Here is a 16,549-nt window from a genome sequence, read left to right as displayed (position 1 = left end):
CCGTTTGGAGCCTTTCATTTGCTTATTTAACTTTCAGGCTCATCACGATCTGCTCTCCGATGGGGCCCATTTTTCTTTCGCCGGTGTCAACAAACCCGGTTTTTAAATACAGATGCTGAGCAGCTGTGTTTTTTTGATTGACAGCTAAAACGACTTCATCACAATGGCTGAATTCCCTGCTGATCCATTCCGGAAGCTTCAGCATCCCTTTTTTTCCACAGCCTCTGCCTTGCTGCTTATGATCAATTGATAAAGCGGTCAAGAGCATCGCTTTAGGATTTTCTGAATAGTCCTTTACTCTCTCAGTAGCGTGCAGTATAAAAAATCCAACAGGCTTCCCTTCGTTTAAAATGACAATTGGATGCTGTCCGGCCGCATCTGTTAAGACATCTTTAGGAAGCGCGGTAAATGGGCTTTGTTCTGCAGGAAGCTCGAACTCATTCAGTTCAGCTGAATGCTCGTCCGAGAAATGCGCCAATTTAATTGAGCTGTTGTTTTGCATAGCATAACCCCCTTGTTTATTATCATATAATGAGAACGTACTTTCGTCATCCGTTTTCGCTGAAATCAGTTTTAGAGAACAGGAGTGGAAAATTCTCTTTTGAAAGGCTGTTGACTGGAAAATGATCGTTAAAAATGAAAACACTCAGCCGATATAAAACGTAAACCTTGCCGATGCAGACTTGAGCAAAAACGATTTTGGTTTCGTCATCAGACACCAAAAGTGGAAAATGCAGAGAATTTTCTCGAAACTTGTTTTTGGCCTATTAAGCCTGCCGGAAACTATGTTATACTACTCACGGTATACAGTTTGAAATGGAGGGTATCTGTGGGAAAGTACACTTCTGAACATCATAAAAATACGAGGATTGTCCAGCTTTTTCAAGATGGGCAATATTTTTATCATAAAGGGCTCAAAGCATACAGAGAACGAAATTTATCCCGCGCGAGCAAACTCATCCAGAGAGCGATTTTTCTTGAACCGGACAATACGGGCATGCTGTCTCAGCTTGCTGTCATTTATACAGAAATGGGTTTTTACCAGCAATCAAATGAACTTTTAGACTTTATTCTGAAAAACATCAATGAAAAAATGACAGAATGCTACTATTTTAAAGCGAATAATTATGCGCATCTCGGTCTTTTCCAAGAAGCTTATAAAGCAGCTGAGACTTACATGAAAGAAGATCCCAATGGCGAGTTCAGCGCGGAAAATGAAGAGCTCCTTGAATTATTGGATATGGGAGAAGAAGATCAAGGCTACTCAGAGTACGACCAGGACGACTTAATCCTTAAACAGGATCGGGCTAAGTCGCTGCTGGAGAACGGACAGCTTCAGGAGTCCATTGTGATGCTTGAAGAGATTATAGCCGATTATCCGGAATTTTGGTCAGCTTATAATAATCTGGCGCTTGCTTATTTTTACGCAGGGGATGTTCAAAAAGCAAAGACGACGATTTTTACCGTTTTAGAAAAAAGCCATGGAAATCTGCATGCGCTTTGCAATCTGCTCATTTTTTACCACTATGAGCGGAAGGATGAAAAGGTTCGGGATCTTTCTGAACAGCTATCCAATATTTATCCGATGCTGCTTGAACAAAGGTATAAGCTCGGCGCCACACTTTCGCTCGTCGGCAGGTATGACCTCGGGTTTAAATGGCTGAAATCTCTTTACCGCATGGGATTTGAAGGAGATGAAACCTTTTATTACTGGCTCGCCTGCACCGCTTACTTTACCGGCCGCACTCAGTTTGCCCGGTCCGTATGGAAGAAGATGCAGGAGGAGTACCCTGATGCCGCCCGCATGGAGCCGTGGAAAGAACGGCAAGAAAAGGCACCCGTCCAGCGAACGCTTGAGGAACGCCTCGCCGCATACTATATAAGCGGAAGAAAAGGGGAGAAGGAACAGCTCCAAGCTGTGCTTGATTCAAACATCGCAAAAACGTCGTTTGAAGACCAATTTGTCAGGCTTCTGCTTTACGGTGAAGACGGGGCAGCTGTTGCTTCAAAGGATGCACTCCTTGCCTACAGAACCGCGAAAGCGATTGAACAAGCGGATCGGTCAGCGATCGAACAAGAGGCGATGTGCTTTTGGATATTTCATGTCATTCAGCAGATCAGGGCTTACGGCCTTCAGCTGAAAAACGCCGGCGGTTTGGCTGCAGCCATCTATTTCATCTGGAAAACAGAGCACCGGGAGCGTCTCACCAAATCTGAAACGGCAAAGCTTTTCAGCATTTCTCCGGGAACGCTTACGAAATATGAACGTACATTAAAAGAACACCTTTAAAAACAGGTTTGAACTGACCATTCAGCCTGTTTTATTTATTGTGTGAGCAAAAAAATAGCGCTTATTCATGATATTTTATAGGATATGGGTAAGGAAGATACAAGAAGGGAATCTTATTTAGAGGATTGGACTGCTTGCCAGCATAAGCAGCAAGAAGATTCATGAAGGAGTGAACATTGTGTCAGAAGAAAAAAATTATGACTGCATTATTATAGGAGCGGGTCCTGCAGGTATGACAGCGGCTGTCTACACGTCGAGAGCGAACCTGTCAACCTTGATGGTTGAAAGAGGAGTTCCCGGCGGGCAAATGGCCAATACAGAAGATGTTGAAAACTATCCGGGGTTTGAAAGCATTCTGGGGCCGGAACTTTCAAATAAAATGTTTGAACACGCGAAAAAGTTTGGTGCGGAATATGCATACGGCGATATTAAAGAAGTCGTTGACAATGGAGACTATAAGGTCGTCAAAGCGGGTTCAAAAGAATTTAAAGGACGCGCTGTCATCATCACAGCAGGCGCTGAATACAAGAAGCTCGGCGTTCCGGGTGAAAAAGAGCTTGGCGGCCGCGGTGTTTCTTATTGTGCGGTATGTGACGGCGCATTCTTTAAAAACAAAGAGCTTGTCGTTGTCGGCGGCGGAGATTCCGCTGTAGAAGAAGGCGTCTACTTAACCCGTTTCGCTTCTAAAGTAACGATCGTTCACCGCCGCGATAAGCTGAGAGCGCAAAGCATTCTTCAGGCGCGGGCGTTTGACAATGAAAAAATCGATTTTATCTGGAACAAGACGGTAAAAGAAATCCATGAACAAGATGGAAAAGTCGGCAAAGTAACGCTTGTCGATACAGTGACAGATGAAGAAGAAGAATTCCGCACCGACGGCGTCTTTATCTACATCGGCATGCTGCCGCTGTCTGAGCCGTTTAAAAACCTTGGCATCACAAATGAAGAGGGCTATATCGTAACCAACGAACGCATGGAAACAAAAGCGGAAGGGATTTTTGCCGCGGGGGACATCCGTGAAAAAACCCTTCGCCAAATTGTCACGGCAACAGGAGACGGAAGCATTGCAGCCCAGAGTGTTCAGCATTATATTGAAGAGCTGAAGGAGAAAGAAAAGGCTGTAAAATAACGCATTCTAATCGTCATCATGTTTTAACCGCCCTGTAACACCAGTGAAACAATTATTCGTTATGATTGGTACAGTAATTGACCCCCTTTTATAATGAATTCTTTTGGCACGGATGATCATGTCCGTGTCCTTTTTTTGCACTGTTTTTCCTAAAAGTGTAATTTTTACAAATTTTCACAATTTGTTCATATTTACATGATGAATAAGCGGATTTTGCTGTAAAATAGAATGAAAGTACGGTTTTCGCAAGCGCTTCCATTCGCTGGTGGTCTTAATTTAGAATAGGCTCAGGCACGTTCCCAAAAAAGGGCGGCTGGATTTATGAAAAGGCGATTTTTGCAGTTGGGCTGCATGTTCATTGTGAGCGGCATCAGGAAGCGGTATAATAGAAAAAAGAATTGAAGGAATTAAAGGATGGGTGACAGACTTGCAAAGAGTGACGAATTGTGTGCTGATTTCAGATGATCAAGTCCTTTTGCTGCAAAAACCGCGCAGGGGCTGGTGGGTAGCTCCCGGCGGGAAAATGGAGAGCGGGGAAACAGTCAGGGATGCCGTCATCAGGGAATACCGCGAAGAGACGGGCCTATATGTGCTAAACCCGCAGTTGAAAGGGATATTCACCTTCATCATAAAAGAAAATGACCAGGTTGTATCAGAATGGATGATGTTCACGTTCGTCGCCGATCATTATACAGGCAGACATGTAGATGAGTCTGAGGAAGGCATCATTCAGTGGCATCAGGCAGGAGAAATAGAGAACTTGCCGATGGCGCCCGGCGATGTTCACATTCTCGACTTTATGCTGAAAGGCGAAGGACTGCTTCACGGCACCTTTACGTATACATCTGACTTTGAACTGCTGTCCTACCGTCTGGACCCGCAGAGCGACTAAACATAAGGGGGGAAAGAAGCATGAATGCGAATGGAGTCCATGAAATTCGGCTTGTGATTATAACCGGAATGTCAGGAGCAGGAAAAACAGTGGCGATTCAAAGTTTTGAAGACCTCGGTTTTTTCTGTGTTGATAATTTGCCGCCATCTTTGCTTCCGAAGTTTTTGGAGCTGATGAAAGAGTCAAATTCGAAAATGAGCAAGGTGGCCTTAGTGATGGACTTGCGCGGCCGTGAGTTTTTTGACAGGCTGATTGAGGCGCTTGATGAAATTGGAGAAACATCTTGGATCACTCCGCGCATTTTGTTTTTAGATGCAAAGGATTCGATTCTCGTTTCAAGGTATAAAGAGACAAGGCGGTCCCATCCTCTGGCCACAACAGGGTTGCCGCTGGAGGGAATTGAAACCGAACGGGAGCTTTTGGAAGAACTGAAAGGGCGCTCTCAGATTATTTACGACACATCTGACATGAAGCCGAGGGACCTGCGCGAAAAAATCGTCCAGCATTTTGCGACAGACCAGGGCCACACCTTTACGGTGAATGTGATGTCCTTTGGTTTTAAATACGGAATTCCGATTGACGCAGACCTTGTATTTGATGTGAGGTTTCTGCCAAATCCGTACTACATCGACAGTCTGAGACCGCTGACAGGAGAAGATCGCGAGGTATCCTCCTATGTGATGAAATGGAATGAAACACAAAAGTTCCTCGAAAAGCTGACAGAGCTTTTGGCCTTCATGCTTCCATCGTACAAGCGCGAAGGCAAAAGCCAGCTCGTCATTGCGATTGGCTGCACAGGCGGACAGCATCGTTCTGTGACGCTTGCGGAATACCTTGCCGATTATTTTAAAAAGGACTACTATACTCATGTTACTCACCGGGACATCGAGAAGAAAAGCAAAAAATAGCATGGCAAATCAGAAAAAAATCGCGATTTTTGGCGGGGGAACAGGACTTTCTGTTTTGCTGAGAGGATTAAAGCATCAGCCTGTCGACATTACGGCGATTGTGACAGTTGCAGACGACGGGGGAAGCTCGGGGCGATTGCGCAATGAGCTGAAAATCCCTCCGCCCGGGGATGTCCGGAATGTGCTGGCTGCGTTATCCGATGTGGAGCCTCTCGTTGAAGACCTGTTTCAGCACCGCTTTAGCAAAGGCAGCGATTTAATCGGCCATTCATTAGGAAATTTAATTTTGGCGGCGATGACGAATATAACCGGTGATTTTTTTCACGCCGTCACCGAAATGAGCAAGGTTCTGAATGTACGGGGCAGGGTGCTCCCGGCTGCAAATACAAGCGTTGTGCTTCACGCGGAGATGGACGACGGGCGGATCATATCAGGAGAGTCGACGATACCGTCCTACGGCCAGCGGATTAAAAGGGTGTTTTTAACCCCTGAAAAGATCGAGCCTGTTCCGGAGACCATTGAAGCGATCCGTGAGGCGGATCTGATTATACTTGGCCCCGGCAGCCTTTATACGAGTATTTTGCCAAATTTGCTCGTCCCGAAGGTCAGGGAAGAAATTTTAGCCGCTTCGGCTAAGAAAGTCTATATTTGCAATGTGATGACTCAGCCTGGCGAAACGTTATATTACAGTGCTGCCGATCATGTAAAAGCGCTTAATCAGCATATGGACGGTTCGTTTATTGATACGATCCTCGTCAACAGCGAGGAAATTCCTGACGATATTCGGGAACGATATGCAAAAGAACTGGCTCAGCCTGTACAGTTCAACATTGATGATCTGTCTGCGATGGGGCTTGAAGTCATCAGAGATCAGATTGTGACGTATGAAAATGGCGTAATCCGCCACGATACACATAAAGTTGCTTCGCTTCTTGTTGAGTTGTTAAAAGAATAGCAGGCCTTGGAATGGGGGTGTCTATAAATGTCATTTGCATCGGAAACCAAAAAAGAACTTACAAACCTTGAAGTAAAGGATTGCTGCGCTAATGCGGAACTATCTGCCCTCATTCGGATGAACGGTTCATTGTCTTTCTCAAACCGAAAAGTGGTTCTCGATGTCCAAACCGAGAACGCGGCCATCGCAAGAAGGATTTATACATTGCTCAAAAAGCAATATGAAGTATCCGTCGAACTGTTGGTTCGAAAGAAAATGAGACTGAAAAAAAACAATGTGTACATCGTGCGTCTGATCGAAAACGCAAAATTCATTCTCGAAGATTTAAAAATTCTCGGAGGCAACTTTGTGATTGCCAGAAACATCTCAGAAGACCTTGTCAAGAAAAGATGCTGCAAACGGTCTTATATGAGAGGAGCGTTTTTAGCCGGAGGTTCTGTCAATAATCCGGAGACATCTTCGTACCATCTCGAAATTTTTTCGTTGTACAAAGAGCATAATGATTCATTATGCAGGCTCATGAACCTTTTTCATTTGAACAGCAAAACGCTGGAGCGGAAAAAAGGATATATCACTTATCTCAAGGAAGCCGAGAAGATCACGGAATTTTTAAATGTTATCGGCGCGCATAATTCCCTGCTTCGCTTTGAAGATGTCCGGATCGTGCGCGACATGAGAAACTCGGTGAACCGCCTCGTCAATTGCGAAACAGCTAATTTAAACAAGACGATCGGCGCTTCGCTCAGACAGGTAGAAAATATTAAATTCATTGATGAAAAAATCGGTCTTGATGCTTTGCCGGAAAAGCTGAGGGAAATCGCTCAGCTTCGCATCGATTATCAGGAAGTGACTTTAAAGGAACTAGGGGAAATGGTCACCAGCGGAAAAATCAGCAAATCGGGCATCAATCACCGCCTCAGAAAATTGGATGAAATAGCTGAACAGTTGCGTTCAGGACAATCTGTCTCTTTAAAATAATTGCAGGGAATGGGGGAGATCGTATGGTTCAACAAAAAGTGGAAATCCTTTTAAAAACAGGACTGCAGGCTCGGCCGGCGGCATTGTTTGTTCAGGAAGCCAACCGCTTTCAATCAGACATCTTTCTGGAAAAGGGAGATAAAAAAGTAAATGCAAAAAGTATTATGGGGCTGATGAGTCTTGCTGTCAGTTCGGGGTCAGAGGTCACGCTCATCGCTGACGGAACTGATGAACAAGATGCCCTTGATGTATTGACTGCATATGTTCAGGAAAAAAGCTAAACCTCTCTGGGGTTTGGCTTTTTATTCAAAGTGAAAGGAGAATCATCATGACTATTCAGCTCGACTCGCTGTATGAAAGGATCGGATACCGCCCAACTAAATCTGTGACATTTGCGGATCTGCCTGAGTTTTTGTCTTTGCTGGCTTTGCAGTTCCCTTTTGAAAATGGCGCGGTATTAAACAATGAACGGACACCGATGACGAAAAATGCTCTGACAGATGCCTTTTTGAACAAAAAGAGGGGCGGTTTGTGCTATGACTTAAACGCCTTTCTTTATTACATTCTGAAGGAGATCGGTTTTTCTGTTCATATGGTCCAAGGTACGGTCTTCAATCAGCAAGAACGAGCGTGGGCGCTGACGGGGACACATATCGCCGTTATTCTTCAGAAAGAGAATGAAACGTATCTCCTCGACACCGGGTTTGGCATCAATCTTCCGCTTGCACCTGTTCCGTTTTCAGGGGAAACCGTCGCTTCAAAAACAGGTGCTTACCGCATCAGAAAGGTGAAGACGGATAAAGGGGATTATCTTCTTGAAATGGATAAAGGGGAAGGATGGCAGACGGGCTATGCATTTGCGATGAAGCCAATCGATGAAAAAGTGCTTGCAAGGGTTCGCGATGCGATTTTCGATGATGAAGCATCACCATTTAATAAACATCCGCTCGCTTCGAAGCTGACAAAAGACGGAAAAATCATTTTGTCAAAAGACCACTTCACAAAACATACGGACAGCGGTATCACGAAAGAAAAGGTGGAAGACGGAAAATTTGCCACCATTTTTAACCAAGCGTTTTTTGACTGAATCAGCGGATTCCGAGCGATCTGCCGCAAGCTTTATCGAAAGCAGGGGGGCGCCAAAGAGCCTGTCCGAATTCCGCAAAAATAAGCGGGCGTACTGCTCCAGCGCCCGCTCGTTCCTGCAATTGCTGCAGGAACCGGCGGCTGAGAGGCCGGCCGCCGATTTATAGATTTTGCTGTGATGACTCATCTGTCTTGAACTGAAAGCCGTCCAGCTCCTCCTCTGCTTCGCGAAAAAGCTGCAAGTAAGCAGATGCTTTATCACCTAAATATACACGGCTCTTCTCAACATGTTTCCATTCGATCACCAAGGGCATGTTCACCCAGCCCGTCAGGCAATCCCATAGCGCATCAAGGTTTTCGCCGTAATAATCCGGGAGCCCAAGCTGTTCTTTCAGCTCTTTGTGCAGGTCTGATATGCTTAATATTGATTCTCCGTTTAAGATTACTTTATTCATGCTATCATCTCATTCTAGTAAAAGTTTTATAGTGGTCTGTCGTTTTATAGACCAGCCGGTCGTTTGAATAGACGATCCGGTCCGATCCGCGGAAGCCCGATGTATAGTTGATGTCGGCTTCTCTCCATACCCGTCCTTCTGCATCAGGGAGCAGCTTTTCCCTGTTTTTGAAAATATCGCCGCCGATGGTTTTCCCCGGCGCGACTTCGGCCAGGTTTCCTTTTTGCGGTTCCCACCCTAACTTTGCCGCCTCGGCTTTGGTGATAAAGTTGTCAGGCAGCCTGCCGTATTTCACAATGTAGTCGGCGACACCTTCAAAGGTATTGATGATGCTGTCTGTCTGAACAGAGCTGCCGTCTGTTGTCTGCGGCCCGTCAGCCGAACTTGGAGGCAGGATGCCCGCCAGAAAGCCCAACGTGAGAATGACTCCCAGCGCGAGCGATGTCAACAGTTTTTTCACGGATAAAGTCCTCCTCTAATTAAGACTTTATAACTTAAACATGAAGAAAATAAATGTCTTCATGGGATTTAATGAGCCGTATTTCCATCTATCGTCTATAATCATATTGAATCGTTTGCAACAGCATGTCAAAAATCAATTTTTATTATAATCATATTTTCGAACTTTTTCCATGAAGGGTGACAAACATGTATAAAATATTAATCGTGGAAGATGATGAGCGGATTGCTTCCATCTTGTATGATCATTTACATAAATACGGCTATGAAGTGAATGCGGTGGAAAAATATGACCAGATCAAACAGGAGTTTATTGAAAAAGGGGCTGATTTGGTTCTATTGGATATCAATCTCCCGTATTTTGACGGCTTTTATTGGTGCAGGCAGATCCGGGCCGTTTCAAATGTGCCGATCATTTTTATTTCTGCGCGGACCGATGAATTGAATCAGGTGATGGCGATTGAACATGGCGGAGACGACTATATCACAAAGCCGTTTCACCTTGAAGTCGTACATGCCAAAATCAAAAGCGCGCTTCGCCGCACATACGGAGAATACTCGGCAGCCGTCCATCAAGAAGCGCAGGTGATGGAACTTGGCGGCCTGTATATCTATCCTGAAAAATTTGAAGCGGAATGGCAGGGCAGGCGGATATCCCTTTCGCAAAAAGAGTTTCAGCTGCTGTTCATCTTTGTAAAGGAGCATGACCGAATTGTCACTAGGGATGAACTGCTTGAAGCATTGTGGGATGAAATAGAATTTGTGGATGACAATACACTGACCGTTAATGTGAACCGATTGCGTAAGAAGCTTGGGGAGCTGGGGCTTGAGAATGCTATCGCAACCGTCCGGGGACATGGATACAGGTTTTTAAGCAATTGGAAGGATGAGTAGGATGATCAAGACATATTTGCAGGATCGGGCCTGGCTCATTCTTTTTTCTTTGCTGGGCACAGGCTTTGTCGTTGCGGCCGCAGCACTTGGTGTGTTTGAAAGCGGAGGCGGCATTTCAGGAGCGAATATCTGTTATGTGTTTATCTTGACGGCTGCCTTTCTCATATCAGGCTTTGCGATTGATTACGGGAGGCAGCGTTCGTTTCTACTCCAGTTAAAAAAACAGCAGGCTGATGTCTCATCCATGCAAACTGGAGAAGCATTGAAGGCTTATCGCCCGCAGACGGAAGAACAAGAGATGTGGACAGCGCTTATTTCTGACATCAATAAAGAATACCGCGAAAAGCTTGCCCATTTTTCGAGACAGCGCCAACAGCATGTTCACTTTACAAATCAGTGGATTCATCATATGAAAACGCCTGTGTCCGTTATTTCGCTTTTGATTCAGGATGGAAAAAAACAGTCCGATATCCAGCATATCCGTTTACTGCTCAATGATATAGAAGAAGAGAATGAACGATTTCGATACGGTTTAGATATGATGCTTCATATGGCGAGACTGGACCATTTTTCCATTGACTTGAAGGCTGAGAAAATAGATGTCGTTCAATTGCTGAGGGACATCATCAACGAAGAGAAAAGACAATTCATTAAAAGGCGCATCTTTCCAAAGCTCAAGACAGCGGACGATTCCGTGTACATATACAGTGATCAAAAGTGGCTGAGAGTCGTTTTTCAGCAGATCGTCTACAATGCGTTAAAATATTCACCTCAAAATAAGGGTGCAGAGATTGAATGTTTGGTAGAGAAAAAGGAAGACAGGACTGCTATTTCGATTATTGACCGCGGCATCGGGATTCCCGCTCATGACCTTCCACGTGTGTTTGATCCTTTTTTCACTGGGGAAAACGGCCGGACACAAAAGGAAGCGACAGGAATGGGGCTCTATTTATCGAAAGAAATCTGCCGCCATTTGGGCCATGAGCTGAGTGCGGCTTCAGAACCCGGAAAAGGAACGGCCATAACGGTGACATTTTCAAGCAGCACTCTCCATGGCAATGTGACAAAATTGTAAGGTTAACCGCCTGATTTGCAAGGAAATTCGATGGGAGATATGTTGACTCCTTTTTATAATGAAAGAAAAAAGGAGAAGGAAGCAATGAACGTACTCGAAACAAGGCATTTATCAAAAATGTATTTTTCAAAAAAAGGCGGCTTTTCGCATCAGGCGCTGGACAATTTTAATATATCTGTCGAGAAGGGAGAATTTGTAGGCGTGATGGGTCCTTCGGGTAGCGGAAAAACAACGCTTCTCAACCTTCTGGCAACGATAGACAAACCGACAAACGGTGATTTGATCATTAACGGAACGAATCCGGCAAAGCTGAAGGACCAAAAACTGGCTTTATTTCGCAGACGTGAGCTCGGTTTCATTTTTCAAGATTTTAACCTGCTAGAGACGTTAACGATTCGGGAAAACATACTTCTGCCGCTGGCTCTTGATAAGGTAAGGCAGAAAGAAATGGAATCCAGGCTGATGGATTTGGCCGGAACACTCCAAATTGATCATATTCTCAATCACCGCACATACGAAGTGTCGGGCGGACAGCAGCAAAGAGCGGCATGTGCCCGCGCGATGATTCATGAGCCGGCCTTGATTTTGGCGGATGAGCCGACAGGAAACCTTGATTCAAAATCAGCCAAACAAGTCATGGATTCGTTGACAAAGCTGAACCGCGAAAAAAATGCGACGATTTTAACGGTTACCCATGACCCGACAGCTGCAAGCTTTTGTGAAAGGATCATTTTCATAAAGGACGGCAAATTTTTCTCTGAAATTCGCAAAGGGACAAACCGCCAGGATTTTTATCAAAGCATCCTCGACACGGTGAGTGTATTGGGAGGTGATTTCCATGAACATGAGAGTCATCGCCCGTAAAAATGTTCAAGGCAACCTCCAGCGCTACATGGCATATTTTTTAAGCTGCGTGTTTGCCGTTTCCGTGTTTTTTATTTTTTCTTCGTTTATTTACCATCCTGATGTAACAGAGGATAAAATCTACGGAGGTGAAATTGTAAAAGTCTGCCTTTATGCGGCTGAAGTGATCATCATCGTCTTTTCCATCTTTTTTATTATGTATTCGAATTCCGCTTTTCTGCAGGCCAGAAAAAAAGAATTTGGTTTGTTAAGCATGTTTGGGACGTCAAAATTTCAGCTGCGGAAAATGATTTATTATGAACAGACGATCATCTCTTTCATTTCGATTGCAGCGGGGATCGGTGTGGGGCTTTTATTTTCCAGACTGTTCTTCATGGCGATGACGGCTCTGATGGATGTGAAAGCTCCGATTGGGTTTACGATTGTTCCGAAAGCCCTTGTCATTACGGCGGTCGGCTTTATCATCCTGTTTCAGACGCTGACCATCATTTCATTGGCACGGATTCGGAAGCTTGAGATCATTGATTTGCTGAAAGCTGCACAACAGCCGAAGGGAATGCCTGTCTATTCGAAATGGCTAACAGTCCTTTCCGTCATTTGTTTAGCCGGGTGTTATACCCTCGCGGCTACGGCCGGGATCATTGATATGATCTTTCGGGTGTTTCCGATTTTGATCCTTGTGCTGATCGGGACCTATTTCTTTTTTACGCAGAGCAGTGTGGCGATTTTCCGAAGCCTGTATAAGCATAAATCGAGTTTTTATAAAGGAACGAACATCATCACCCGCTCGAATATCATGTTTCGTCTGAAAGATTATGCGCGGATGCTGTTTTTGACATCGATCATCACCGCTGTCATTTTAACTGCGACTGGTGTCATCTATATGTTCTACGCCGATCTGAAAAATCAGGGGGAAACCGGCATTCCGCAGGCCATCTCCTGGGTTGAGCAAGATGCGTCTGCATATCATGTTATCAAACCGGACGAGGTGGAGGATGCGCTGAAAGATGCGGGAGCCGCTGTCGAGTATCGGGTCGATGTGACAGGGATTCCTGTTTCATTCAAATCAGATCGCATGAAATGGAAGACAAAAGGTGATGAAGGGTTGATGATCTCAGAAAAAGACTATAATGATGCAGCCGAGAAAAAGAACCTTCCACCCGCACACCTCAAAAAAGGGGAAGCCTTTATCAGTTTTCCGTTTGTTTACGGCAATCAAACATTTTTTGAATCTGGAGAGACGACGGAGATTCAAACCGCAGGCGAAAAGAAGATGACCTTAATGATGGGCAAAGACCGTAACAAAGGGGTTCTTTTCAGTATGGGCAGGGCGAGCAAATTAGTTGTCGTCGACCAGGAAACGTATGATCAAGCCGCCGAAAGCGTTCCTCTCAACAAAAAAATGAGAGTGCTGGGATACGAGCTTTCCGATTGGGAACATCAAGTCGAGGTGTCTGAGAAGCTGGAAAACATGGTGCCGAAAGAACACCAAGATTCTTTTCAAGTCAGAGCGCCAGGCTATCAAATCATGAAGCAGGCGACGGCGCTTACCTTGTTTATCGGTCTGTTTGTCAGCGTTGTGTTTTTCGCGGTGCAAGGAAGCATGATGTATTTGCGGCTTTTCACAGAAATCGAAGATACGAGAATACAAGTATTTGCGTTAAGAAGAATCGGTGTCACAAAAAAGGAAATCCGCGCGATTCTCGGAAAACAAATGGGCTTTCTGTTTTTTATACCGTTTCTCGTCGGCACTATACATGCCGCGTTTGCGTATAAAGCCCTCAGCAATATGCTCGGCTCCAATCTGTTTTTCAGTGCAGTGATCGTCATCGGCGTCTATTTTCTCTTCCAGGCCATTTACTATATGATCACCAGAAAGGTTTATGAACGGGCCGTTTTGAAAAACATGGATATTTAATAAAAAAAGAACTGGTTCAAGACGGAATCAGTTCTTTTTCTATAGAAATATTGAAAACACGTTCAAGTTCCTTCTTACCTTTAGGTGTGATGGTGACAGCTCTTGTCTGCGGACGGCGCTTGATCCAGTCCATGCGGATGAAAGCGTCCAGCAATGCGGCACCTAAAGCGCCGGCAAGATGATGCCGCCTTTCACTCCAATCGAGACAGCGATGGCAAAAGGAGCGGCGCTTTCTTTTGACATTTTGAATGTCGATGCCCAGTTCCTTGAAAAATGCGGCGCCTTTTTCAGTGACAGTGAAGTCCTTTTCTTCTCCTTTCAAAACCTCCATGTTCACCAAACGCTCCGTCAGCATAACGCCGAGGGTTCCAGCGAGATGATCATAGCATGTCCGTGCTTTTCTGATCGCTTTATCCTCAGCGGACTGCCGGAAGGACCGAATTTCGGCGGGCGGCGCCATGTTCAGCAGGCTCTCCAGCGCTTGCGCAATGTTTGAATCTTTTAGACGGTAATAGCGATGCCGGCCTTGTTTCTGGCTGATCAGCATATTCGCATCCGCCAATTTGGCAAGGTGGAAGCTGGCTGTCTGCTGTTTGATTCCTGCACAGCCGGCAAGCTCAGTCGCTGTATAAAAGCGGTCATCGAGCAATGCGGTTAAAATGGCTGCCCGTGAAGGATCACTGACAAGCTTGGCAACTTCGGCAATATTCGGATTGGCATTCATCTCGTTTCCTCCAAAATGTAATCGATACTTCGATGATAATTGAAATATTGATGATTTACAATGAAATCATGAAAGGAAGGGATAGAGATGAATCAAAAAATCAAAGACATTCAGCCAAGTATTTTATATTACGGGACGCCTGTCATTTTGCTCAGTACGCTCAATGAAGATGGTTCCACAAACCTCAGCCCGCTGTCATCTTCCTGGGCGCTCGGAGACTGCATCGTGCTTGGAGTCAGCACCGGAGGAAAAGCGTTTGAAAACATGCAGAGGCAAAAACAATGCGTCATTAATGTGCCTGATCCTTCTTTATGGAGACATGTAGAAAAACTGGCTTCCTTCACTGGCAAGCAGCCTGTCCCTGAAGAAAAAAAGCGGCTCGGCTTCAAATATCTTAAAGAAAAATTTGCGGCAAGCGGTTTAACGCCGGCCGCTTCACATTCGGTAAATCCCGACAGGATCACTGAATGTCCGATTCAAGTCGAAGCGGAAGCCGCAAATATTCGCATTCCTGAACATTCCCCATTCTTCGCCGTCATTGAAACAAAGGTGCTGCACGTTCATGCACATGAGCGGATCATCAAGGGGGAAAACCATATTGATCCTGAAAAATGGAGTCCTTTAATTTATAATTTCAGACATTATTTTGGATTAGGAAGTGAACTTGGCAAAACATTTCGGGCATAGAGCGAAAGTTTCTAATGGCTATTTCAATTCCTTCACGATATTTTTCGGCTGTCTGCCTTTCAGACCGTCAATCAGGTTTTTGGCGGCGCATTCCAGCATGTTGATATGGGTGACGAGGGTAGATGAGCCTATGTGGGGAACGAGCGTCACATTGGGAAAGCTTACGAGCGGATTGTCCCCGGTAATCGGCTCTTTTTCAAATACATCAAGCCCCGCGCCTTTGATCCATCCCTCTTGCAGCGCTTTGATCAAAGCTTTTTCGTCAACGGTTTGCCCGCGGGAGATATTAATGAAGATAGCGGACCTTTTCATTTGCTTAAGTTCGCGTTCTCCAATGAGATGGTATGTTTCGTCTGTCAGCGGCGTGATCAGGACGATGAAATCTGAGCGTTCTAAAAGTTGATTGAAATCTGTATATATGGCGCCCGTTTTCTCCTCGGCATCCGGTTTGCGGCTGCGGCTGTAATAAAGAACCTCCATGTCAAAGCCGAATGCAGCCCGTTTGGCGACCTGTTCGCCAATCCGTCCCATTCCGATGATGCCGAGCGTCTGATGATGGACATCGCTTCCAAACAACGTTTCATCATCCTCGGACTTGGTCCATTTGCCATCACGGACGTAGCGATCCAGCTCGGCGATTCGGCGCGCTGAAGAAAGAATCAGTCCAAAGGCGAGGTCTGCGACTGTATCATCAAGGATATAAGGGGTATGTGTGCCGATGACAGATTTCTCTTTCATCGCGTCAATATCAAAATTGTCATAGCCTACAGAATTGTTGCTGACGATTTTTAATTTTGGCGCATTGCATAATAATTCATGGTCAATTTTTGTTCCGGATGTTAAAAGGCCTTCCGCCTCCCTGATTTTTTGAAGCAGAGTCTCCCTGGGGATACGCTCGCGCGACGGCCAGATTTCATATGTGCAATGTTCGGCAAGAAGCTCTTCAATTTCTTTCGGGATCGGTTTGGTTACGTATACAAACGGCTTCATCTGCATTCTCCTTCCGTAAATACGATCTACTGCCATTATAGAGGAAAAACGAATTTTACAAAAATCTCAGAATTCAACTTAAAAAATGCGGGACTATTAGATCAATTGCTGTTTTTTTCAATTTCATAGACGGTTATTGAACTTTTTTTATTTATTTTAATACATGATTATGACTATAAATCCAAATATTTGATATCCTAATTCATTTCCAATTGTGTTTTTATAGGTGAAGAAAAGTGTAAATT

Annotated in this window: 19 protein-coding genes; 14 read left to right on the top strand and 5 right to left on the bottom strand. The window is 45.0% G+C overall.

Annotated elements, in window-relative coordinates; translation table 11 throughout:
• Positions 1-22 precede the first annotated feature (22 nt).
• Entirely contained in the window at positions 23-502 is a 480-nt protein-coding gene (locus BTA30_RS09790) for a GNAT family N-acetyltransferase (RefSeq protein ID WP_076761074.1), read from the bottom strand.
• A 327-nt stretch (positions 503-829) separates the two neighbouring features.
• Here BTA30_RS09790 and BTA30_RS09785 point away from each other — a divergent pair, with 327 nt between their 5' ends.
• The 9 genes from BTA30_RS09785 to BTA30_RS09740 all read left to right on the top strand — a co-directional run bounded on the left by BTA30_RS09785 (position 830) and on the right by BTA30_RS09740 (position 8,405).
• Positions 830-2,290: a tetratricopeptide repeat protein gene (locus tag BTA30_RS09785; RefSeq protein ID WP_076761073.1), complete on the top strand. Its 1,461-nt coding sequence runs from the start codon at positions 830-832 to the stop codon at positions 2,288-2,290.
• A gap of 178 nt (positions 2,291-2,468) precedes the next feature.
• Positions 2,469-3,419, top strand: coding sequence for a thioredoxin-disulfide reductase (gene trxB, locus BTA30_RS09780; protein ID WP_076761072.1), 951 nt, complete (start codon positions 2,469-2,471; stop codon positions 3,417-3,419).
• A 418-nt stretch (positions 3,420-3,837) separates the two neighbouring features.
• Positions 3,838-4,311: an 8-oxo-dGTP diphosphatase gene (locus tag BTA30_RS09770; protein ID WP_094777312.1), complete on the top strand. Its 474-nt coding sequence runs from the start codon at positions 3,838-3,840 to the stop codon at positions 4,309-4,311.
• Positions 4,312-4,331: 20 nt separating this feature from the next.
• A complete protein-coding gene (gene rapZ, locus BTA30_RS09765) occupies positions 4,332-5,219 on the top strand; it encodes an RNase adapter RapZ (RefSeq protein WP_076761070.1) in 888 nt (295 codons plus the stop codon).
• Position 5,220: 1 nt separating this feature from the next.
• On the top strand, positions 5,221-6,174 hold the full coding sequence (locus BTA30_RS09760; RefSeq protein WP_076761069.1) for a gluconeogenesis factor YvcK family protein: 954 nt from the start codon (positions 5,221-5,223) through the stop codon (positions 6,172-6,174).
• A 27-nt stretch (positions 6,175-6,201) separates the two neighbouring features.
• Complete coding sequence (whiA, locus tag BTA30_RS09755; protein ID WP_076761068.1) at positions 6,202-7,152, top strand: DNA-binding protein WhiA; 951 nt, start codon at positions 6,202-6,204, stop codon at positions 7,150-7,152.
• A gap of 23 nt (positions 7,153-7,175) precedes the next feature.
• On the top strand, positions 7,176-7,433 hold the full coding sequence (locus BTA30_RS09750; protein ID WP_076761067.1) for an HPr family phosphocarrier protein: 258 nt from the start codon (positions 7,176-7,178) through the stop codon (positions 7,431-7,433).
• 47 nt (positions 7,434-7,480) lie between these two features.
• The gene (locus tag BTA30_RS09745) at positions 7,481-8,239 is read left to right on the top strand and encodes an arylamine N-acetyltransferase (RefSeq protein WP_076761066.1); all 759 of its coding nucleotides are present in this window, start codon (positions 7,481-7,483) and stop codon (positions 8,237-8,239) included.
• The gene (locus BTA30_RS09740; protein WP_076761065.1) at positions 8,205-8,405 is read left to right on the top strand and encodes a hypothetical protein; all 201 of its coding nucleotides are present in this window, start codon (positions 8,205-8,207) and stop codon (positions 8,403-8,405) included. Before BTA30_RS09745 ends, BTA30_RS09740 begins: the two co-directional genes overlap by 35 nt.
• Here BTA30_RS09740 and BTA30_RS09735 read toward each other — a convergent pair.
• A complete protein-coding gene (locus BTA30_RS09735; protein ID WP_076761064.1) occupies positions 8,400-8,693 on the bottom strand; it encodes a barstar family protein in 294 nt (97 codons plus the stop codon). The two genes, BTA30_RS09740 and BTA30_RS09735, sit on opposite strands and share 6 nt — an antisense overlap.
• A gap of 4 nt (positions 8,694-8,697) precedes the next feature.
• Entirely contained in the window at positions 8,698-9,099 is a 402-nt protein-coding gene (locus tag BTA30_RS09730) for a ribonuclease (protein WP_411813140.1), read from the bottom strand.
• Between the two features lie 242 nt (positions 9,100-9,341).
• Here BTA30_RS09730 and BTA30_RS09725 point away from each other — a divergent pair, with 242 nt between their 5' ends.
• The 4 genes from BTA30_RS09725 to BTA30_RS09710 all read left to right on the top strand — a co-directional run bounded on the left by BTA30_RS09725 (position 9,342) and on the right by BTA30_RS09710 (position 13,903).
• On the top strand, positions 9,342-10,046 hold the full coding sequence (locus BTA30_RS09725) for a response regulator transcription factor (RefSeq protein ID WP_076761062.1): 705 nt from the start codon (positions 9,342-9,344) through the stop codon (positions 10,044-10,046).
• 1 nt (position 10,047) lies between these two features.
• Positions 10,048-11,121 (top strand): sensor histidine kinase, encoded by a 1,074-nt coding sequence (locus BTA30_RS09720; RefSeq protein WP_076761061.1) that lies wholly within the window; start codon positions 10,048-10,050, stop codon positions 11,119-11,121.
• A gap of 84 nt (positions 11,122-11,205) precedes the next feature.
• Positions 11,206-11,985 carry an ABC transporter ATP-binding protein gene (locus BTA30_RS09715; RefSeq protein WP_076761162.1) on the top strand — a complete coding sequence of 260 codons (780 nt, stop codon included), beginning with the start codon at positions 11,206-11,208 and terminating at the stop codon, positions 11,983-11,985.
• Complete coding sequence (locus BTA30_RS09710) at positions 11,960-13,903, top strand: ABC transporter permease (RefSeq protein WP_076761060.1); 1,944 nt, start codon at positions 11,960-11,962, stop codon at positions 13,901-13,903. The genes BTA30_RS09715 and BTA30_RS09710 overlap by 26 nt, the downstream gene beginning before the upstream one ends.
• A 16-nt stretch (positions 13,904-13,919) precedes the next feature.
• On the opposite strand, the gene BTA30_RS09705 is transcribed toward BTA30_RS09710, so the two are convergent.
• The gene (locus BTA30_RS09705) at positions 13,920-14,627 is read right to left on the bottom strand and encodes an ArsR/SmtB family transcription factor (protein ID WP_076761059.1); all 708 of its coding nucleotides are present in this window, start codon (positions 14,625-14,627) and stop codon (positions 13,920-13,922) included.
• Positions 14,628-14,714: 87 nt separating this feature from the next.
• Between BTA30_RS09705 and BTA30_RS09700 the strand changes: the two genes are divergently transcribed.
• Positions 14,715-15,314, top strand: coding sequence for a flavin reductase family protein (locus BTA30_RS09700; RefSeq protein ID WP_076761058.1), 600 nt, complete (start codon positions 14,715-14,717; stop codon positions 15,312-15,314).
• 18 nt (positions 15,315-15,332) lie between these two features.
• Here the strand turns inward: BTA30_RS09700 and BTA30_RS09695 are convergent, their stop codons facing one another.
• Entirely contained in the window at positions 15,333-16,304 is a 972-nt protein-coding gene (locus tag BTA30_RS09695) for a 2-hydroxyacid dehydrogenase (RefSeq protein WP_076761057.1), read from the bottom strand.
• Positions 16,305-16,549 lie beyond the last annotated feature (245 nt).

It is taken from the genome of Bacillus swezeyi, from assembly GCF_001969815.1.
GTDB classification, from domain to species: Bacteria; Bacillota; Bacilli; order Bacillales; family Bacillaceae; genus Bacillus; species Bacillus swezeyi.
The sequence above is the reverse complement of the archived record's forward strand: the minus strand, read 5'-3'. Positions and strand labels throughout refer to the sequence as shown.

Bases quoted from the DNA above. Each gene is read 5' to 3' on its own strand.
- BTA30_RS09790 (WP_076761074.1), bottom strand. From the start codon at position 502: ATGCAAAACAACAGCTCAATTAAATTGGCGCATTTCTCGGACGAGCAT.
- rapZ (WP_076761070.1), top strand. From the start codon at position 4,332: ATGAATGCGAATGGAGTCCATGAAATTCGGCTTGTGATTATAACCGGA.
- BTA30_RS09760 (WP_076761069.1), top strand. From the start codon at position 5,221: ATGGCAAATCAGAAAAAAATCGCGATTTTTGGCGGGGGAACAGGACTT.
- whiA (WP_076761068.1), top strand. From the start codon at position 6,202: ATGTCATTTGCATCGGAAACCAAAAAAGAACTTACAAACCTTGAAGTA.
- BTA30_RS09750 (WP_076761067.1), top strand. From the start codon at position 7,176: ATGGTTCAACAAAAAGTGGAAATCCTTTTAAAAACAGGACTGCAGGCT.
- BTA30_RS09745 (WP_076761066.1), top strand. From the start codon at position 7,481: ATGACTATTCAGCTCGACTCGCTGTATGAAAGGATCGGATACCGCCCA.
- BTA30_RS09735 (WP_076761064.1), bottom strand. From the start codon at position 8,693: ATGAATAAAGTAATCTTAAACGGAGAATCAATATTAAGCATATCAGAC.
- BTA30_RS09725 (WP_076761062.1), top strand. From the start codon at position 9,342: ATGTATAAAATATTAATCGTGGAAGATGATGAGCGGATTGCTTCCATC.
- BTA30_RS09720 (WP_076761061.1), top strand. From the start codon at position 10,048: ATGATCAAGACATATTTGCAGGATCGGGCCTGGCTCATTCTTTTTTCT.
- BTA30_RS09715 (WP_076761162.1), top strand. From the start codon at position 11,206: ATGAACGTACTCGAAACAAGGCATTTATCAAAAATGTATTTTTCAAAA.
- BTA30_RS09710 (WP_076761060.1), top strand. From the start codon at position 11,960: ATGAACATGAGAGTCATCGCCCGTAAAAATGTTCAAGGCAACCTCCAG.
- BTA30_RS09705 (WP_076761059.1), bottom strand. From the start codon at position 14,627: ATGAATGCCAATCCGAATATTGCCGAAGTTGCCAAGCTTGTCAGTGAT.
- BTA30_RS09700 (WP_076761058.1), top strand. From the start codon at position 14,715: ATGAATCAAAAAATCAAAGACATTCAGCCAAGTATTTTATATTACGGG.
- BTA30_RS09695 (WP_076761057.1), bottom strand. From the start codon at position 16,304: ATGAAGCCGTTTGTATACGTAACCAAACCGATCCCGAAAGAAATTGAA.